The sequence below is a fragment of the Acinetobacter sp. ANC 3882 genome (assembly GCF_022549545.1).
Taxonomy (GTDB): domain Bacteria; phylum Pseudomonadota; class Gammaproteobacteria; order Pseudomonadales; family Moraxellaceae; genus Acinetobacter.
In genome coordinates, this window is the sequence record NZ_JAKZGB010000012.1 from 45,653 (window position 1) to 64,499 (window position 18,847).

The following is an 18,847-nucleotide window of genomic DNA, read 5'->3' on the forward strand; positions in this document are numbered from 1 at the left end:
AGGAGAAAGGTATGGTCACAGTACGTGAGCAGTTACCTGGACGACTCCAAGAGTTGTCTGAGGAAGCGACTGTAGAACATGCCGCTGAAGCGCAAAGTAGTCTAGTGTCTTGGCTAGATCGAGTGCGTGGTATTTTGGATGGGGCTGAGCTGAAACAACTTCAACAAGTTGCAGAGCTTACCTTAGCAAGAGAATTACAAGCGACGGTGAATCATCGTATCAATACCTTTAGTACAGGGATTGGTATGGCGGATATTTTGGCCCATTTACGTGTTGATGAAGACACGCTTTCAGCGGCGGTGTTATATCGTAGTGTTCGTGAGGGATTAATCACCTTAGAGGATATTCAACAACAGTTTGGCGAGCAAGTTTTGGCTTTGGTCCAAGGCACACTGGCGATGGGTAAACTGTCTGAGTTGATTGAAAAGAATAAACGTCTAGAAGATCATTTTAATAATAATCAGCGCGAACACTTAAATGGCATTTATAAAATGCTGATTTCAGTTACGGAAGATGTTCGTGTTGTTTTGATCAAACTGGCAGAGCGTACTTATGCTTTACGTGAGTTGGCGACAGCAAGCAAAGAGCGTCAGGAGCGTGTGGCACGCGAAATTCTCACCATTTATTCTCCATTGGCACACCGTTTAGGCATTGCCCAGTTAAAGTGGGAATTGGAAGATCTTGCCTTTCGTTATTTAGCGCCAGAACGTTATAAAGAAATTGCATCTTTATTGAATGAAAAGCGTTTGGAGCGTGAGCAATATATTCAGTTTGTAATTGATAAACTCAAAACTGAGCTGGGCGAATACGACATTCAAGCTGAAATCACAGGGCGAGTGAAGCACATTTATTCGATTTATCGAAAAATGAAAAGCAAGAACCTCAGCTTTGATCAGCTCTATGATATTCGTGCAGTGCGCGTCTTGGTGAAAAGTGTTCCTGATTGTTATCACGCGTTGGGGATTGTGCATCAATTATGGCGCCACATTCCGAACCAGTTTGACGACTATGTGACCAATCCAAAAGCCAATGGCTATCGTTCATTACATACGGCGGTGATTGCAGAGAACAAGTCTTTAGAAGTACAAATTCGTACTTTTGAGATGCATAACGAAGCCGAGCTTGGGGTGTGTTCGCACTTTAACTATAAAGAAGGTGCAAAGAATACCGACCATTCTTTTAATGATCGTTTGCATTCATTACGTGCGGTACTTGAGCATTATCAAGAGCGTACTGAAACTACACCGCATGGTGAAGATGAAGAGTCAAATGGCATTGATCAAATTCAAGATTTTGAAAATTTTGAAAAGATTTATGTGTTTAGTCGTGATGGTGATATCAAAGAGTTACCACGTGGGTCAACCGTTCTGGACTTTGCGTATCATGTGCATACCGAGGTAGGAAACAAGTGCTATGCGGCACGTGTGAACCAGCGTTATGTGCCGCTCACCTATATGTTAAAAACTGGTGAGCAGGTTGAGATTTTAACCAAGAAAGATCGTGAACCAAACCGTGACTGGTTGGTGAACTCGCTGGGTTATATCAAAACAGCGCGTGCACGCGACAAGTTGCGTCATTGGTTTAGACAGCAAGATCGCAGCAAGAATGTTGAAGTTGGACGTGAGCTTCTGACCAAAGAATTGGCACGTTTAGCAATTCACCCGAAAAGTATTGATCTCAAAGATTATTCATCTCATTTCAACCTGAAATCGGGTGATGATATCTTGGTTGCTCTGGTGAGCGGTGATATCAGTCTGCATGCCTTGATGAATCAAGTGAATCGTCAGATGCACTTGGATCAAGATGAGCCTGAACTGGTTTTAAAACCTGCGCTAAATCCACGTGCCAGCCATACTTTATCGGCCCATGGGATTTTGATTGATGGTTTGGACAATGTTGAACTGCATATTGCACAGTGTTGTCAGCCCGTACATGGCGAATCGATTGGTGGTTATATCACGCTGAATCGTGGTGTCAGTATTCATAAGATTGCGTGTCCTGATTATTTGCGTATGACCACTCAAGAACCTGAGCGTGCAGTTGAAGCTGATTGGGAAATGCAGCCAACGCGTGGTCAAAGTGTTCAGATTGTGGTTGAGGCGTATGATCGCCGTGGTTTACTGAAAGATCTCACACAAGTGATTTTCTCTGACCAAATCAATATTCGTCAGGTGAATACGATTTCTGAGGCAGATGGTATTGCCAATATGAAGTTGTTGATTGAAGTTAAAGGTTTGGCGCAATTGTCACGGTTATTGGCTCGTTTAGAGCAGCAACCAGGCATTATCAGTGCAAGACGTTTGGTTCAAGGAAGCTAGACCATAAAATTAAAAAAGCTGCATCTCGATGCAGCTTTTTTATGTCTAACGTTTCGCTAAAAAGATATTGGTGAGTCGGTTTAAAAACTGCGGGCTAATACTGGACAGTTGATACATCAATTTGGTTTTTATGCCGACAGGCGTGTGGGTTGGAATCAGGGCATGGTCTTTTTGTTGTGCCAAATGCAGCACCTGTTTCGCCACATCGGCAGGGGTTAAATCCACACCAATATTTTGAATGCTGCCAGCATCCATATCTTTAACCATATTGGTTTGCACAAAGAGCGGCATCACGTCCAAGACCCGAATATTATATTTTTGCCACTCTACGTCTAAGGCTTCAGTTAAACCACGCACGGCAAATTTGCTGGCAGAGTAAGAGGCCAAATCAGCTTGGCCATAAATCGCAGAGGCCGAAGACAGGTTAATGACACGTGCAAAGCTGGCTTGTTGTAGATGTCCTAAAGCCGCGTGACAGCCATTGAGTACACCTTTGACATTAATATCAATGGTACGGTGATGGGATTGAATAGAAGTGTTTTCGAATGCACCAGAGTATAGAATTCCTGCATTATTGACCAAGATATTCAGTTCGCCCGCCCAGCTTTTAAATTCCTGTAGTGCGATCTGCCATTGACGGTGGTTACTGACATCAAGATAACCTGCTTTGGCATTGCTCCCGAGTTGCTCAGCTAAGGCTTGAGCTTGTTCTTCATTGATATCATAGATACCAACTTTAAAGCCTTTTTGGTGAAACAAGCGTGCGATTTCAGCACCAATCCCCTGAGCAGCCCCACTAATAAAAACACTATATTGCATTGCTTTCCCTTGCTTTATATTGATAATTTTTGCGTGCGTGTATATTACGCATAAGCAGCTTGGCGCTGCAACAATTTGCTTGTTTGGGTTTGGAGATCATCATGGAAAAGTTATTGGCAATCATGCAAGAGTTAAGACAAAAATGTCCATGGGATCAACAGCAAACCCCAGAAAGTTTGACGCGATATGCCATTGAAGAGGCATATGAAGTTGAGGCTGCGATTCGCTCAGGAGAGGTGGACGAAATCCGAAATGAGCTGGGTGACTTATTGTTGCAAGTGGTCTTTCAATCTCAAATGTTTGATGAAAAAGGATTATTTAATTTTCAAGATGTGGTGGAAGCCATCAGTGAAAAATTAATTCGTCGCCATCCTCATGTTTTTGAGGCTGAAAAATATCAAAATCTAACGTCTGAGCAAGTGAGTGAGTTGTGGAAACAAATCAAACAACAAGAAAAACAAGGTAAAGTACAGTCACGGTTAGATGAGATTAAACATGCACCTGCGCTGGTACAGGCACATGAAATTCAGAGCAAAGCAGCACAGCTCGGCTTTGATTTTGAAACCGTTAAAGATGCTTATGGCAAATTAGATGAGGAATTGGGGGAATTACAGCAAGCGCTAAGAAATCAAAATGCTGCTGAAATTCAAGAAGAATTTGGGGATTGTTTGTTCTCTTTGATTAATGTGGGCCGTAAGCTTGGTGTATCAGGTGAGGCCGCATTGCTGGCAACAATTCATAAATTTAGAAGCCGTTTCGCCTTTATTGAGCAACAGGCGGTAGCACAACAGAAAGACTTGCAAGAAATGAGTTTGGCAGAAATGGATGAACTGTGGGAGCAAGCGAAAAGACAATTAAAATCGCAGGAGAGGAAGAATGACATTGCCGCAGTTAAGCAGCAAACATAGGTTTTTTTTATTGATGATTTTGTGCTTGGGGTGTGTTTCACATCTCAATGCACAGCAGTTTGATCAATCTTATCAGCAATGGAAAACACAGCAGCAAGCCCGCGATCAGCAATTGGCGAAGCAGTCGAACAATAATTATTATTTATCTCGACCTACACAACAGCAAAATTCCCAACATCTTTCATCATCTGTAAATATTCAAGGCGGTAAAATTAGCTTAAACCAAGCAAACTTACAGCAATTACAGACGCTCAGTGGCGTTGGTGAGAAAAAAGCGCAAGCGATTATGGAATATCGCCAAAAAAATGGTGCTTTTAAAAGCGTAGACGAGTTGATGAACATCAAAGGTATTGGACCAAAACTGCTTGAGAAAAACAGAGCAAGGCTCATGTTATAAGTGGAAAAGTGAGATGTAGTTGTTAATTTCGCATACAGATCTATTGAAACTGCAACAGAATAAATTGCCCTTTGTGTGTGTTAGAGCTATGATTAGCGACAAATTGTTATTTACGTCCTGACGTAGGAGACAGTGTCTTTTGCAAACTTTGCGTGCGTCAAAATGTGGTTTATCCACAACTCAACTTCCTTCCTCAATTCTAGATGTGATTGATAGTCTGACTAAAGCAGGCTACGAGGCATATATTGTAGGTGGTGGTGTTCGAGATATGATGTTAGGTCTTAATCCAAAGGATTTTGACGCGGTTACTAATGCTACACCAGCCCAAGTAAAAGAGGTTTTTGGTCGACGTTGCCGGATTATCGGACGACGTTTTGAATTGGCACATGTTTATTCTGGTCGCGAGTTGATTGAAGTTGCGACCTTTCGTGCCCCACCGAAAAAAGCAGTTACCAGTGCCTCTGGTATGATTCTTCGAGATAATAATTGGGGAACGATTGAGCAAGATTTTGCTCGTCGGGATTTTTCGATCAATACCTTGTACTACCAGCCACGAAAAGGCATCGTACTTGATTTCTGCCATGCAGTAGATGATATCAATACGCGTACCTTACGTTTTCTGGGTGAACCTGCACAGCGGTTTGAAGAAGATCCTGTGCGCATGTTGCGTGCTTTGCGTTTTGCCGCAAAATTGAATTTCCAAATTGATCAATCTATTCTTGATGTTTTTGATGCGGATATGACGCAACTGTTGCGTGATGTCTCGCCACATCGTTTATACGATGAGTCACAAAAATTATTTACCATGGGGCATCTCACCCGTGTGCTGCCTATGTTGATTGAGTTTGATGTATGGAAGCAATTGTTTGCTGAAATTCCACCAAATCTCACTGCATTTATTGAGCGTGCGGCAAGAAATACCGATCAACGCATTCAAATTGGTAAAACCATTAACCCTGCATTTTTCTATGCGGTGTTGTTGTGGAAGCCATTTTTAGAGCGTTGTGATTTTTATTTAAACAAAGGTGTTGTTCCTGCGGAAGCGCGTGCGCAAGCAGGACTTGATGTGCTTAAGCGTCAGGCAACACGCACTATTATCCCGCGTTTTGCTGAAACCTTTATCCGTGAAGTTTGGGAGATGCAAACGCGTTTGCTGAATCCAAAACCGCAGCAGATTGAAGCATTGGCAGGGCATGCACGTTTCCGTGCTGGATTCGACTTTTTGTTATTGCGTGAGAAATCAGGTGATAGCAGCACTGAGGGGATGGGCATTTGGTGGGAAGCCTACCAAGAAATGTCACTCGATCAAAAAGAAGCAGCAATTCGTCAATACAATCGTCAGCGTAGTAAAACACGTCGTAAAGCGGTTGATGTAGATGAAACGAAACTTACTGAAATCGAGCCTTTGGTGGATGTGCCTGAGCCAAGAAATCGTCGTGGTCGTAAAGAACGTGTGAGAACGGATGAGTCGGTTGGACGCTTTGTTGAAAAAGCGACAACCAATCCGAATCAGATTAACGCTGATCACCCGATTCTCAAACGTAAACGCGTACAACGTGATTTAAGCCAAGTGGTTTTTGGACCAACGCAATGACCATTCGCAGCTATATTGGTCTGGGCAGTAACTTAGGTGATTCGCAACAGATTCTCAGTGAAGCTGTTGCGAAGCTCGCGACATTGGGCCGTGTAAAAGTATCACGGCTCTATCAAAGCCCGCCGATGGGACCGCAAGATCAACCCAATTTTTTAAATGCCGTTGTTCAACTGGATACGACACTCGAGCCACTTGCCTTGTTAGATCAATTACAACAATTTGAGCAAGAAGCAGGTCGTGTTCGGTTACGCCGCTGGGGCGAGCGTACCCTTGATCTGGATCTACTGATCTATGGTCAAGAGCAGATTCAAAATGAACGTTTAACCGTGCCACATATCGGTGTTTTACAACGCGATTTTGTAATCCTTCCCTTATTAGATTTAGATGCTCATTTACAATTAAATGGTCATTCATTAAAAGATTTAGAACTGGTACAGCAAGCAAACTTGACTGTAATAGCAGACCAGTCTTGGGCAACCGCCTAAGACTGTTTCGTTCTGGAAACGCCTGTAGAGGACATCATCATGATTAGTCTAAGTGACTTAAGAAAGTTTAAAGCCGAAGGACGTAAGTTCTCATGTCTTACTTGCTACGATGCAAGTATGGCTAAAGCGATGGAATTGGCTGAAATTGATACGATTTTAATCGGTGACTCTCTAGGAATGGCGATTCAAGGCAGAGACTCTACACTTCCTGTCACTGTCGAAGATATGGCTTACCATACCGCTGCTGTACGCCGTGGTAATTCACATGCCTTAATCATGACTGACCTGCCATTTATGAGCTATGCAACGCTTGAAGATGGCTTGAAAAATGCCAAGACCGTGATGCAGGTTGGTGCTCAAATGGTCAAGATCGAAGGGGGTGCATGGTTAAGTGAATTGGTTACGGTGTTGACCCGTAATGGTATTCCTGTGTGTGTACATTTAGGTTTAACCCCACAGTCGGTACATGTCTTTGGTGGCTATAAACTACAAGCCAGAACACGTGAAGCCGCAGATCAGTTGATCGCAGATTGCCAAGCCGTGGTTGATGCGGGTGCAGCAGTTTTACTGCTTGAATGTGTACCTGCTCAACTGGGTAAAGAAATTGCTGAATTATTTCCGAATACCCCAGTGATTGGGATTGGTGCGGGCAATGAAACGGATGGTCAAGTCCTCGTTGTACAAGACATGTTAGGTCTAACTTTTGGTCGTGTTGCGCGTTTTGTTCGTAACTTTATGAAAGAGCAAGCCGGTGAAACTGCGATTGTAGATGCGTTTAAATCGTACCATGCAGCAGTTCAAGATCAGTCTTTCCCAGCGAAAGAACATACGTTTCAAGTTGAGCTTTAATTCATGAAAACTGAAACAACGATACAAGGCTTAACTGCTTCACTTGCACCTACACGCAGTTCAAAAAAGTTGATTGGTTTTGTGCCAACCATGGGCAATCTACACGAAGGTCATTTGACTTTGGTGCGTGAGGCAAAAAAACTCTGTGACGTGGTGGTGGTCAGTATTTTCGTCAATCCAATTCAGTTTGGTGCGGGCGAGGACTTTGAGAGCTATCCACGTACTTTAGAGCAAGATAGCCGTTTATTGGCAGATGCAGGTTGCGATATTATTTTTGCGCCTTCTGTTGAGCAAATGTATGGTAATCAACCGCGTCTGACCAATATCAGTGTCAGTCAAATTACGGATGATCTTTGTGGTAAATCACGTCCAGGCCACTTTGATGGGGTTGCGGTGGTGGTGACGAAGTTATTCAATATTGTGCAGCCGGATTATGCTTTCTTTGGCCAGAAAGACTATCAGCAACTGGCCGTGATTCGTCAGTTGGTGCAAGACTTGAATATGCCACTGGAAGTGATTGGCGTGCCAATTATTCGTGCTGAAGATGGTTTAGCTTTAAGCTCACGTAATGGTTATTTGACTGAACAGCAACGCGCGATTGCACCGACAATTTACCAATTGCTCAAACAAGCTGAACTTCAATTGTATGAAGGGCAGGCACTGACACAAGTGTTAGAAAATATCTCTGCTCAATTGACACAAGCAGGTTTTGTTGTGGATTATGTGGAGGCTCGTCAAACCAACTTGCAACCGATTCAGCAATTTGACCAAAACTTGGTGTTATTTATTGCAGCGAAGCTGGGTTCAACACGTTTGATTGATAACTTACAAATCGACTTTAAAACATAAAAAATGAAGGGCAAAACGCCATGAAGCGTATTCTTATCGTTACAGGTCAATCCGGTTCAGGAAAATCCTCTGCATTACAAGTGCTTGAAGACTTGGGCTATTATTGTATAGATAACTTACCTTTGGCGTTGTTGCCTGAAATTGTGGCAAAACTGGATCATGAAAATAATCTGGAGCAACTTGCACTTGGGGTCGACATTCGAAGTACCCGTGCAGATATGCAAGAGTTTGATCATGTTTTTGAGCAATTAAAAAGACATGGTTCGGTCGATGTGATCTACCTGACTACTCAGGACCAAGACCTGATTGCACGTTTTAGTGCATCACGTCGACCGCATCCTTTGGCCAGTCGTTTCAATAGTCTGTTGCAATGTATTCAAGAAGAGAAGCAATTGCTCATCCCGATACAATTCCGTTCAACAGTACATATTGATACGACCGATAAAAGTGTTCATGATTTAAAACATATTCTATTGTCTAAACTCGGGCAGTCAGATAACTTAATTGTGATTCTACAGTCCTTTGGTTATAAACACGGCATTCCGCTGGATGCTGATTATGTATTTGACGTACGACATTTACCAAACCCGCATTGGGATTTAGAATTACGTCGTTTTTCAGGTTTAGATGAACCTGTACGCCGCTTTTTGGAAGGTAGTCAACAAACCAATGACATGTTTGAAGATATTTATACTTTCTTGGATAAGTGGTTGCCTGCATTTGCAGAAGGGCATCGCCATTACATGACCATTTCTGTGGGGTGTACTGGCGGGCAACATCGGTCGGTTTATATTGTAGATAGACTCAAACAAGCCCTTGAGGCAAAATGGGCTGTCCAAATCTTACATAGAGAAATGAAGCACTGGTCATGATAGACACAACAATTGATGTAATTAATAAACTCGGCTTACACGCTCGTGCATCTGGTAAACTTATTGAAGTGACGACAAAATTCCGTTCTTCTATCCAAATTGGTAAGGGCGATAAGTTGGTCGATGCAAAAAATATTATGTCATTGTTGATGCTGGGTGCAGGTAAAGGCACCACATTGAGATTGGTGATTGATGGTGCTGATGAAGACAAGGCACTAGAAGAAATTCAAACGCTGTTCGCAGCAAAATTTTACGAGGCAGAGTAATAGTGGCACGTGGTACCCAACGTTATACCGATGAAGATTTTGAGTCATTAGATGGACGTGCGAGTAGAACTGAGCAAAAAAAAGCTGTGCAACGAATGGCGGCTTTGGGTGAGCAATTGGCTCAACTGAATAAAAAACAGATTCAGAAACTTCCGGTTGATGAGCGTCTTATTGATGCTTTGCTTGAAATACAAAATATTAGTGCGCACGAAGCACGCCGTCGTCAATTTTTACGTATCGGTAAATTATTGCGAAATGAAGATGAAACCATCATTTTATCTTATTTAACGCCGCAACAAGGTGCTAAAAAACAGATGCAATTAATGCGTTGGGTTGATCGGATGATTGACCAAGGCGATCCAGTGATCAATGAGTTTAGTAAGGTGTTTAATGCATCTGAACGCCATACTTTGCGTCAACATGTATTACGGATTCACCGTGATATCAAGCAGCAAGTCAGTGAAGAAGAGCTTGCTGCATCTAAGTTGAAATTTGTGAATTACGTACAACAAGTCGCTTTGTTATCTGAACAAGGTTAATTAAATTTATTATTAAATAAAAAACCTCGTTAACGAGGTTTTTTATTTAAACCCTACAACTTAAAGTACACGATTGAGTGCATTTGCCATGGTCTGTACCGCAGCCTTATTGAAATAGGTTTCAGACATATCGATACTTTCATCTGGCAAACGCTTCGGATCTTGAGCTAGATCACCTTCTGCAATCATATAAGCTTGGTAGATTTTTCCATCTAATTGAACACCTGCATAAGCATCTGTAAGCGTGGTGCGTTTCCCAGTTAATGAGTCAACAAGATAAGTGACCTTGTGGTTAGCAAATGTATCATCTTTCCAATGATAGCCTTTAGGAATAACAGTTGCCTTTTTGAACTCTTCCAAGTTTCTAAAATCAGTTTGATCTGATTTTGAAAAGAAAATTTCTGGTGCAGTTGAGATTTGCTGGTCTACATAGCTAAGCGTTGAACCTTGTGGAAATTTGGTCTGATCATTTAATAACTTCTTTAGTGTATCTTTATTTATACTTTCTAAATTATAAATAACGCCTGAACTTATATAACGTTCAGTTTGGATCATCTGAGGGAATTCATAATATTTAAATAAATCACTGATAGTTTTACCTGAAATATCAATTTTCTTAAAACGCTGATTAATTTGTTGTTCAATATGAATACTGCATGTGTCATTAAAGCGATTTAGTTGTAATGTATTTTCGCTTTGTGCGATGGCATAGCCGATTGGAGAACCAGAGCTTGTTTTTTTGTATTGAAAAGCAGTCGTAAATGTATTTGGTGTTAAAACATAATCATCTAGATAGTCTGTGTCATTGTTAACAGCAGATCCTTTAATTAAATTGGTTGTATTCTGATAAAAGACGCCATTGATGAGTTTATTGGAGTAGAAAACTACAGGTGTTGCTTCGCTATCATCACCTTCTTCTAAAGAAAACCATTCTTCATCAAAAATACCTGTCCCTTGTGTTTTGAGATTTTTGGGGATGCCATTTACACAACTAATTGCAGTTAGATTTTGTGATTCAAATGAAGCGGGGGTAGAGCTAGTATCAGATGACCCGCCACCACACGCTGTAATAGAGGCTGCTAAAATAAAATAGATTGAAATCGAAATAGGTTTAAATTTGAATACTTTCATTTTATAAATTTCTAAAGTAAAAAAAGAAATGAATTTACCATAAAATAATTAGTTGGTTTTTAAGTTGGTTAGTTTGAATTGTTATTAAATTGTTCTAATTGATTTTCTGACTTTCGGGAGGTAATGTTGAATAATATACTCGGTCAAAATGAATTGAGAATACTTGTATTCTATTTCTTAGGTTTATTTTATATGACTATAAATATAAGTTGGCATCAATTGAAAGCAAAAGAAGTTTCCAAGGAAACTTCTTTTTTTTGATTATGAATTTATTCAACTATCCGTCGCCCTTTGTTTTGCCCATTCTCTTAAAATAAATTTCTGTAATTTCCCTGTCGAGGTTTTTGGAATCTCGGTAATCACTACATCTTTGGGGACTTTAAAGCGTGCGAGTTCTTTTTGACAATGTGCAATGATCTCCTCAGCCGATGCGGATGCGCCTTGTTTAAGTTCAATAAAAGCACAGGGCACTTCTTGCCAACGTTGATCAGGTTTTGCCACAACCGCAGCGGTGAGCACAGCCGGATGGCGATAAAGTACATCTTCAACTTCAAGAGAGGAAATGTTTTCCCCGCCTGAAATAATAATATCTTTGGAGCGATCGGTAATCTTGGCATAACCATCAGGATGACTCACGGCTAAATCACCTGTATGAAACCAGCCGCCTTTAAACGCCTCTTCTGTGGCCTGGGCATTTTTCAAATAACCTTTCATCACGATATTGCCACGGAACATGATTTCGCCCATGGTTTGTCCATCATTGGGAACAGGTTGCATGGTTTCTGGATCGAGCACACGCATGCTGTCTTGTAATGGATAAGGCACGCCTTGGCGTGAGTGGAGTTGAGCTTGTTCTTGGATAGATAAATCGCTCCAGCCTGCTTGAGAAGCACAGAGTGCAGAAGGGCCGTAGGTTTCAGTCAAACCATAGACATGGTTGACGTTAATACCGATATTGCGCATTCCTTCGATGATTGCCACAGGTGGTGCAGCACCGGCGACCATGACTTCGACGTGGTGTTCATATGCAGATTTTTGCTCTGCTGGAGTATTGATCAGCATGGAGAGCACAATCGGTGCGCCACAGAAATAATCAACTTTATATGCTGTGATATATTTGAAAATCAGTACAGGATCGACACGACGCAAACAAATGTTGGTGCCACCACTGGCTGCAATTGACCAAGCAAAGCACCAGCCATTGCAATGAAATAGGGGGAGTGTCCAAAGGTATACCGCGCGGGGTTTCATACCGCAAGCCAAAATATTGCTGGCTGCATTCAAGTAGGCGCCACGGTGATGGTAAACCACACCTTTAGGGTTACCTGTGGTGCCTGAGGTATAGCTGAGGCTAATCGCATCCCATTCATCTTGAGGAAGCAGCCATTCAAACTCAGGACTGCCTTGGGCGATCCATGCTTCATATTCATATTGGCCAAGTGCAATTTGTTCACCGTCAAACTCAGAATCAAAGACGTCAATCACAATAATGTCTTGTGGAACAAGCTTGAGTGCTTCCTCTGCAACTTGTCGGAACTCAGGATCGACTAACAAGACTTTGGCTTCGGCATGTTCCAGCATAAAGGCAATGGTCTTGGCATCGAGACGAGTATTCAATGTATTCAGTACCGCGCCAGCCATCGGGACTGCAAAATGCGCTTCAATCATGGCAGGGATATTGGGTAGCAGTACTGAAACGGTATCATTTTTTTGGATACCCAAATTTGTTAATTGATGAGCGAACTGACGGCAGCGCTGATAGGTTTGTTGCCATGTGATGTGACGTTCGCCATGAATAATTGCGGCTTGATGGGGATAAATATAAGCAGCCCGTTCCAAGTAGCGTAACGGCGATAAGGCAACAAAATTTGCTGGATTTCTGGGTAACTCATCATATGCACTTACCATGTGTCTTGCTCCTTTCCTGTTATTTTCATTTATTACTAAGCTAATCCGACATTGAGTCTAAATCATTTAGGCTTTAGTCGGAGATGAATCTCAACTGATCTTGGGTTTTTCTGGTTCAGAGGTTTCATCCACAGCTAAACCCGTGTAAAATCTTCGATACTTTTTTATCCGCCGTTTTTTATTTTTTGAGGCTTGCCTCAATACATAATCTCGCGGTGATATGCTCCTTCGTAGAGGGCATCACTCCTTAAGGATTTTATTATGCCAATCATTACTTTACCAAATGGTGATCAGAAACAGTTTGATCATCCGATTTCTGTGATGGAACTTGCTCAGAGCATTGGTCCAGGTCTTGCAAAAAATACTGTTGCTGGCCGTATCAATGATCGCTTGGTGGATGCTTGTGATTTAATCACAGAAGATGCAACAGTTCAGATTATTACCCCTAAAGATGAAGAAGGTTTAGAAATCATTCGTCACTCATGTGCGCACTTGGTAGGACATGCTGTTAAGCAATTGTTCCCAGAAGCGAAAATGGTGATCGGTCCTGTGATCGAAGAAGGTTTCTACTACGACATCTGGATGCCACGTCCATTTACTTTGGATGATATGGCTGCGGTTGAAGAGCGCATGAAAAAGCTCATTGACCAAGACTATGACGTCATTAAAAAGATGACACCACGTGAAGATGTGATCGCTGAATTTACAGCACGCGGTGAAGAATACAAGTTACGCTTGATTGCAGACATGCCGAACGAAACTCAAATGGGTTTGTACTACCATCAAGACTATTTGGATATGTGTCGTGGTCCGCACGTACCCAACACTAAATTCTTAAAATCATTCAAACTCACTAAAATCTCTGGTGCTTACTGGCGTGGTGATGCGAAGAATGAACAGCTACAACGTATTTATGGTACAGCTTGGGCTGATAAAAAACAGTTAGCTGCTTATATTAAGCGTATCGAAGAAGCTGAAAAGCGTGACCATCGTAAAATTGGTAAAGCATTAGACTTGTTCCATATGCAAGAAGAAGCACCGGGTATGGTGTTCTGGCATCCGAATGGTTGGACTATTTACCAAGTGCTTGAACAATACATGCGTAAAGTTCAGCAAGACAATGGTTACCAAGAAATCAAGACACCACAAATCGTAGACTTTACGCTTTGGGAAAAGTCTGGGCATGCGGCAAACTATGCTGAAAATATGTTTACGACCCATTCTGAAAGTCGTAACTATGCAGTCAAGCCAATGAACTGCCCATGTCACGTACAGGTCTTTAACCAAGGTTTAAAATCTTACCGTGATTTACCAATTCGCCTAGCTGAGTTTGGTTCTTGTCATCGTAATGAACCATCAGGTTCTTTGCACGGGATTATGCGTGTTCGTGGCTTTACTCAAGATGATGCACATATCTTCTGTACCAAAGAACAAATTGGTAAAGAAGTTGCCGACTTTATTAAACTGACTTTAGATGTGTATAAAGATTTTGGCTTTGAAGAAGTGCAAATGAAATTGTCTACACGCCCAGAAAAACGTGTGGGTGACGATGCACTTTGGGACTTGGCTGAAAAATCTTTAGCAGATGCTTTAGATGATGCTGGCTTGGCTTGGGACTTGCAACCAGGTGAAGGCGCATTCTATGGTCCGAAAATTGAATTCTCATTGAAAGACTGCTTAGGCCGTGTATGGCAATGCGGTACAATCCAATGTGACTTCAACCTACCAATTCGTTTAGATGCATCTTATGTCACTGAAGACAATGATCGTGATCAGCCAGTCATGCTTCATCGTGCAATTCTTGGCAGTTTCGAACGTTTTATTGGTATACTAATTGAACACTATGCGGGCTTCATGCCACCATGGCTTACACCAATCCAAGCTTGTGTCATGAATATTACTGATTCACAAGCGGAAGCAAGTGAGCAAGTGGTCGCAAAACTCAAAGAAAATGGTCTTCGTGCTATTTCTGACTTGAGAAATGAAAAGATCGGATTTAAGATTCGTGAGCGTACCCTAGAGCGTATTCCTTACCTTCTTGTTCTCGGTGATCGAGAAGTTGAAGAAGGTACAGTCAATGTGCGTACTCGCTCAGGAAAAAATTTAGGTACTATGTCAGTAGATGCATTTATTGACTTAGTGAAATCTGCCGTTGCCGAACGTGGCCGGTATATCGTGGAGTAATAAAGATTAAACAGCCTGACCGTAACCAACAACAAGGTGCTAAAAGTAACCGTCCTGCAATTAACGAAGAGATCCGTGCGAAAGAAGTACGCCTCGTCGCTGCAGATGGAGAACAAAAAGGTGTCGTTTCATTAACTGAAGCGTTGCGTGCTGCTGAAGAAGCTCATCTTGACTTGGTTGAGATCGTTGCGAATGCAGAACCACCTGTTTGTAAAATCATGGACTACAACAAGCACTTATTTGACTTAAAGCAAAAGCAAAAAGATGCGAAGAAAAAACAGCATCAAGTGCAAGTGAAAGAAATCAAATTACGTCCTGCAACGGATGTAGGTGATTACCAAATTAAATTGCGTGCAATTTTGCGTTTCCTTGAAGAAGGAAACAAGGTAAAAATCACTTTACGATTCCGTGGTCGTGAGATGGCGCATCAACAGCTTGGTTTGGCTCAATTGCAAAAAATTGAAGCAGACGTTGCTGAATTTGGCGTGATTGAACAAGCGCCTAAGATGGAAGGTCGTCAAATGGGCATGTTAATTGGTCCGAAAAAGAAAAAGTAATTTTTCTTATAAAAAAGCACCGCACTCAGCGGTGCTTTTTTTATGTTTAAATACTTATAATCAAATCAGCGTTAAGTGGGTTAAAAATTTCTAAGCACCGTCACAACAGATGAAAACCAGATGTGATAGGGTAGATAGATAATGACACTATTTCAAAATAGGAAAAATACATGTCTACAGTAATAGGTACTCAAGAACTCTCTGAAATCAATCAAAAAGTTGTACAAGAAGGTGAAGTGCTTCCACAAGTCAAACTGAAAGATGGTAGCCGTGTACAAACGGGAACTGTCGCGACCATGCTACACAATATTAATTTATATAACGCAGGCGTTCGGGGTACGGTTGAAGAGGAATTGATCCTCGCTGTGCCAACCTTATTTAAAGTGGGTATGTTTGATTTGTTCTCTGTGGAAGAGTGGATCAATGGCAGTAATGCAGGGCGTAAATTTGTTGGAGAGAAAGCCAAGGAGTTCTTGGATAATCAAGCTTAAATCTTTGTAACATTGTCTTTGAAAACACCGCTTTATTGTTTCTTTTCGTGCTTGTCTACTGATCAATAAGTAGGAAATGTGCTATAACGCAACAACAGTCAAGATAACGATGAATAGGACAATATAAATGATTGACTTATATTATTGGGGCACACCCAATGGCCATAAAATAACAATCGCCTTAGAAGAAATGGGGCTTGAGTATCAGATTTTCCCCATCAATATTTTGGAAAATGATCAGTTCCAACCCGATTTTTTAAAAATCTCTCCAAATAATAAAATTCCAGCGATTGTTGATCAAAATGGCCCACGTGGTGAACCGATTTCAGTATTTGAGTCAGGTGCGATCTTACAATACTTAGGCCGAAAAACAGGTTTGTTCTATCCAAGCGATGAGCAAGAACGAGTTGAGGTTGAACAATGGTTGATGTGGCAAATGGGTGGTTTTGGTCCAATGCTTGGGCAAAATCACCATTTTAATAAGTTTGCCGCTGAACGTATTCCCTATGCGATTGATCGTTATGTGAATGAAACCAAGCGTTTGTATGGTGTTTTAAACAAACAGTTGATTGGTCAGAAGTTTGTGGCAGGTGAATATTCAATTGCGGATATGGCGATCTTACCTTGGGCATTACGTTATGAATGGCAGGGCATTCAGCTTGAAGACTATCCTTATGTGAAAGATTACATCGAACGCTTAACCGCTCGTCCTGCGATACAAAAAGCCTTGTCCATAAAAGTTGGATGAATCAGGGCATTAGACGATACAGCTACTTAAAGCATTGGGCAATTGCGATGAGTTTGTTGTTGCTTACAGCAAGCCTTTGCGCTCAGCTGCAAAAGCTCTATTCAGAGAGTCATTTAGCGATCTTGGTTTTTGCTTTTATTACCATTTTAGGGATTTTATTTTCTACACTCTTTGCTTGGCTGCAGCTGGAAACCAAGAATTCATATTGTAGTAGCTGGTTTTTTGCTGGCTTTTTAAGCTTATCATTGGTGTTATGTAGCTATCTTGATCATAGGGTGTCGATTGACTTAGCCACCGTTACAGATGTAAACATCCAACTTAATTTGTATCAAAGAGTTGTAACGTCAGACCTTACATTTTGGCTCTTATTTCTTTTTCCATTCGTTTTTTCAGTTATGTATTTTGCTATTCGATCCAAGATCGCAAAAACGAAGAAATAATTTGTGCTAAACCCATGCTTTTAGCCGTGTAAGCATGACTATTTTATAATTGTGTAATTTTTCATCTTGTCTTGGTGCGATCAAGATAGGATGATTTCAGTTCCTCAAAGATAAAGCATCATGCAATCCAAAATTTCTACACGCTATTTAACCAAGCTTGGTTTTGAAGGCGATTTCTCTCCAACCTTGGCTAATCTAAAGAGCTTGTTAAGCCTTCATGTGCAAACCATTCCTTTTGGTAATTTTTCCTCTTTTTTAGGGGGTGAGGTTTCATTAGAGCAAGATCAACTTGTCCAAAAATTATTGATTGAAAATCGTGAAGCTTACTGTTTAGAACACAGTACCCTCACCAGAATTGTCCTAACAGAACTGGGGTATAAGGCGTATAACGTACTTGGTCGGGTGTACTATCAAAGCACACCGACAACATCTCCGGTTCGTACGCACTTAGTGACCTTGGTCCGTATTGAGCAGCAATTATTTTTATACGATCCTGGCTTTGGAGGCATGACTCCAACCACGATCGTGTCTCTGAATAATATTGGTGAGACACAGTCGACGCCATTGGAAGATTTTAGATTTGTTGATGTGGCACAGTGTGATTTAGATAGTGCGGCGCTGACAGAAATGAAATATATGCTGCAAGCTTGTATTCATGATGAATGGGTAAATATCTATGCGATTAATCCTGAACAGCAAATTGCAATGGCTGATGCCTTGATTGCCAATTGGTATATTTCAACATCGCCCGAATCGTTATTTACCCAGTATTTAATGTTATCTACTGCCAATGCAGAAATGCGAATTACCTTAAAAGATAGAGTACTCCGAACGCACGGCAAGGGGCGATCTGATAAACAGGTTTTATCTAGCTTTGATGATTTTGAACAAACCATTAAAAGCGTTTTTCGGATTGATATTGCGCAACAAAAGCTTAAAGCAGTTTGGGAAAAATTGACCTTGAATCCATAAGGTTCACACGATATTGTCTGTTCTGGATGATATGTTGTCCCGTTTTGAGTGAATCTTTGAATTAATGTCTTATTTTTTATTATTTCTCTCGGCCTTTGGTGCTGCGACTTTATTACCGTTACAGTCTGAAGCGGTATTAATGACGCTGTTGATACAAGGGCTTTCCAATCCTTTTTATCTGATCATCGTTGCGACGGTAGGTAATGTATTGGGCTCCTGTGTGAATTGGTGGCTAGGACTAAAAATTGAACACTTTAAAGATAAAAAGTGGTTTCCTGTTTCAGCTCAGCGTTTAGAGCAGGCACAACAGATTTATCATAAATATGGTTTCTATTCGTTGTTGCTCAGTTGGACCCCGGTGATTGGTGATCCGATCACATTGATTGCAGGGTTGATGAAGGAGAACTTTTGGCGATTCTTATTGATTGTCACCATTGCCAAAGCTGGTCGCTATTTAACGCTGTACGCTTTATATCTCGGTCTCTTTTAATGAGAAAGGGAAAGATGTTTTTCTTTCCCT

At 41.4% G+C, this 18,847-nt stretch carries 18 protein-coding genes and 2 pseudogenes; 17 read left to right on the forward strand and 3 right to left on the reverse strand.

The features are described from left to right. Positions 1–11: 11 nt before the first annotated feature. Positions 12–2,318 (forward strand): bifunctional (p)ppGpp synthetase/guanosine-3',5'-bis(diphosphate) 3'-pyrophosphohydrolase, encoded by a 2,307-nt coding sequence (locus MMO42_RS16620; protein WP_005291805.1) that lies wholly within the window; start codon positions 12–14, stop codon positions 2,316–2,318. A 45-nt stretch (positions 2,319–2,363) separates the two neighbouring features. On the opposite strand, the gene MMO42_RS16625 is transcribed toward MMO42_RS16620, so the two are convergent. Beyond that, positions 2,364–3,137: an SDR family oxidoreductase gene (locus MMO42_RS16625; RefSeq protein WP_241321390.1), complete on the reverse strand. Its 774-nt coding sequence runs from the start codon at positions 3,135–3,137 to the stop codon at positions 2,364–2,366. Between the two features lie 101 nt (positions 3,138–3,238). Between MMO42_RS16625 and mazG the strand changes: the two genes are divergently transcribed. From mazG to yjgA, 9 genes and pseudogenes are all read left to right on the forward strand, one after another. Continuing rightward, positions 3,239–4,045: a nucleoside triphosphate pyrophosphohydrolase gene (mazG, locus tag MMO42_RS16630; protein WP_241321391.1), complete on the forward strand. Its 807-nt coding sequence runs from the start codon at positions 3,239–3,241 to the stop codon at positions 4,043–4,045. Beyond that, a complete protein-coding gene (locus MMO42_RS16635; RefSeq protein WP_005291811.1) occupies positions 4,014–4,442 on the forward strand; it encodes a ComEA family DNA-binding protein in 429 nt (142 codons plus the stop codon). The genes mazG and MMO42_RS16635 overlap by 32 nt, the downstream gene beginning before the upstream one ends. 139 nt (positions 4,443–4,581) lie before the next feature. Further along, positions 4,582–6,036, forward strand: coding sequence for a polynucleotide adenylyltransferase PcnB (gene pcnB, locus MMO42_RS16640; RefSeq protein ID WP_241321392.1), 1,455 nt, complete (start codon positions 4,582–4,584; stop codon positions 6,034–6,036). Next, positions 6,033–6,521 carry a 2-amino-4-hydroxy-6-hydroxymethyldihydropteridine diphosphokinase gene (gene folK, locus MMO42_RS16645; protein WP_005291815.1) on the forward strand — a complete coding sequence of 163 codons (489 nt, stop codon included), beginning with the start codon at positions 6,033–6,035 and terminating at the stop codon, positions 6,519–6,521. The genes pcnB and folK overlap by 4 nt, the downstream gene beginning before the upstream one ends. 39 nt (positions 6,522–6,560) lie before the next feature. After that, positions 6,561–7,370 carry a 3-methyl-2-oxobutanoate hydroxymethyltransferase gene (gene panB / locus MMO42_RS16650; RefSeq protein WP_005184787.1) on the forward strand — a complete coding sequence of 270 codons (810 nt, stop codon included), beginning with the start codon at positions 6,561–6,563 and terminating at the stop codon, positions 7,368–7,370. 3 nt (positions 7,371–7,373) lie between these two features. Then, positions 7,374–8,219 (forward strand): pantoate--beta-alanine ligase, encoded by an 846-nt coding sequence (panC, locus tag MMO42_RS16655; RefSeq protein WP_241321393.1) that lies wholly within the window; start codon positions 7,374–7,376, stop codon positions 8,217–8,219. Positions 8,220–8,239: 20 nt separating this feature from the next. Beyond that, the gene (gene rapZ, locus MMO42_RS16660) at positions 8,240–9,091 is read left to right on the forward strand and encodes an RNase adapter RapZ (protein ID WP_005291820.1); all 852 of its coding nucleotides are present in this window, start codon (positions 8,240–8,242) and stop codon (positions 9,089–9,091) included. After that, positions 9,088–9,357: an HPr family phosphocarrier protein gene (locus MMO42_RS16665; RefSeq protein WP_004637957.1), complete on the forward strand. Its 270-nt coding sequence runs from the start codon at positions 9,088–9,090 to the stop codon at positions 9,355–9,357. Before rapZ ends, MMO42_RS16665 begins: the two co-directional genes overlap by 4 nt. A 2-nt stretch (positions 9,358–9,359) precedes the next feature. Further along, positions 9,360–9,896 (forward strand): annotated as a pseudogene (yjgA, locus tag MMO42_RS16670) (ribosome biogenesis factor YjgA); the annotation flags it as partial. Between the two features lie 60 nt (positions 9,897–9,956). Here the strand turns inward: yjgA and MMO42_RS16675 are convergent. Beyond that, on the reverse strand, positions 9,957–11,027 hold the full coding sequence (locus tag MMO42_RS16675; protein ID WP_241321394.1) for a hypothetical protein: 1,071 nt from the start codon (positions 11,025–11,027) through the stop codon (positions 9,957–9,959). A 273-nt stretch (positions 11,028–11,300) separates the two neighbouring features. Further along, on the reverse strand, positions 11,301–12,935 hold the full coding sequence (locus tag MMO42_RS16680) for an acyl-CoA synthetase (RefSeq protein ID WP_241321395.1): 1,635 nt from the start codon (positions 12,933–12,935) through the stop codon (positions 11,301–11,303). Positions 12,936–13,196: 261 nt separating this feature from the next. On the opposite strand from MMO42_RS16680, the gene thrS reads away from it, so the two are divergent. The 7 genes and pseudogenes from thrS to MMO42_RS16715 all read left to right on the forward strand — a co-directional run bounded on the left by thrS (position 13,197) and on the right by MMO42_RS16715 (position 18,817). Continuing rightward, positions 13,197–15,119: a threonine--tRNA ligase gene (gene thrS / locus MMO42_RS16685; protein ID WP_005210576.1), complete on the forward strand. Its 1,923-nt coding sequence runs from the start codon at positions 13,197–13,199 to the stop codon at positions 15,117–15,119. 5 nt (positions 15,120–15,124) lie between these two features. Then, positions 15,125–15,676, forward strand: a pseudogene (gene infC, locus MMO42_RS16690) (translation initiation factor IF-3); the annotation flags it as partial. Between the two features lie 170 nt (positions 15,677–15,846). Then, on the forward strand, positions 15,847–16,167 hold the full coding sequence (locus MMO42_RS16695) for a hypothetical protein (RefSeq protein ID WP_241321396.1): 321 nt from the start codon (positions 15,847–15,849) through the stop codon (positions 16,165–16,167). 127 nt (positions 16,168–16,294) lie between these two features. Beyond that, the gene (locus MMO42_RS16700; RefSeq protein ID WP_005291828.1) at positions 16,295–16,915 is read left to right on the forward strand and encodes a glutathione S-transferase N-terminal domain-containing protein; all 621 of its coding nucleotides are present in this window, start codon (positions 16,295–16,297) and stop codon (positions 16,913–16,915) included. Beyond that, entirely contained in the window at positions 16,912–17,355 is a 444-nt protein-coding gene (locus MMO42_RS16705) for a hypothetical protein (RefSeq protein ID WP_241321397.1), read from the forward strand. Before MMO42_RS16700 ends, MMO42_RS16705 begins: the two co-directional genes overlap by 4 nt. Before the next feature lie 120 nt (positions 17,356–17,475). Next, positions 17,476–18,327, forward strand: a complete 852-nt coding sequence (locus MMO42_RS16710; protein ID WP_241321398.1) for an arylamine N-acetyltransferase — start codon at positions 17,476–17,478, stop codon at positions 18,325–18,327. A gap of 64 nt (positions 18,328–18,391) precedes the next feature. After that, positions 18,392–18,817, forward strand: a complete 426-nt coding sequence (locus MMO42_RS16715) for a YqaA family protein (RefSeq protein WP_241321399.1) — start codon at positions 18,392–18,394, stop codon at positions 18,815–18,817. The last annotated feature ends 30 nt before the right edge of the window (positions 18,818–18,847 follow it).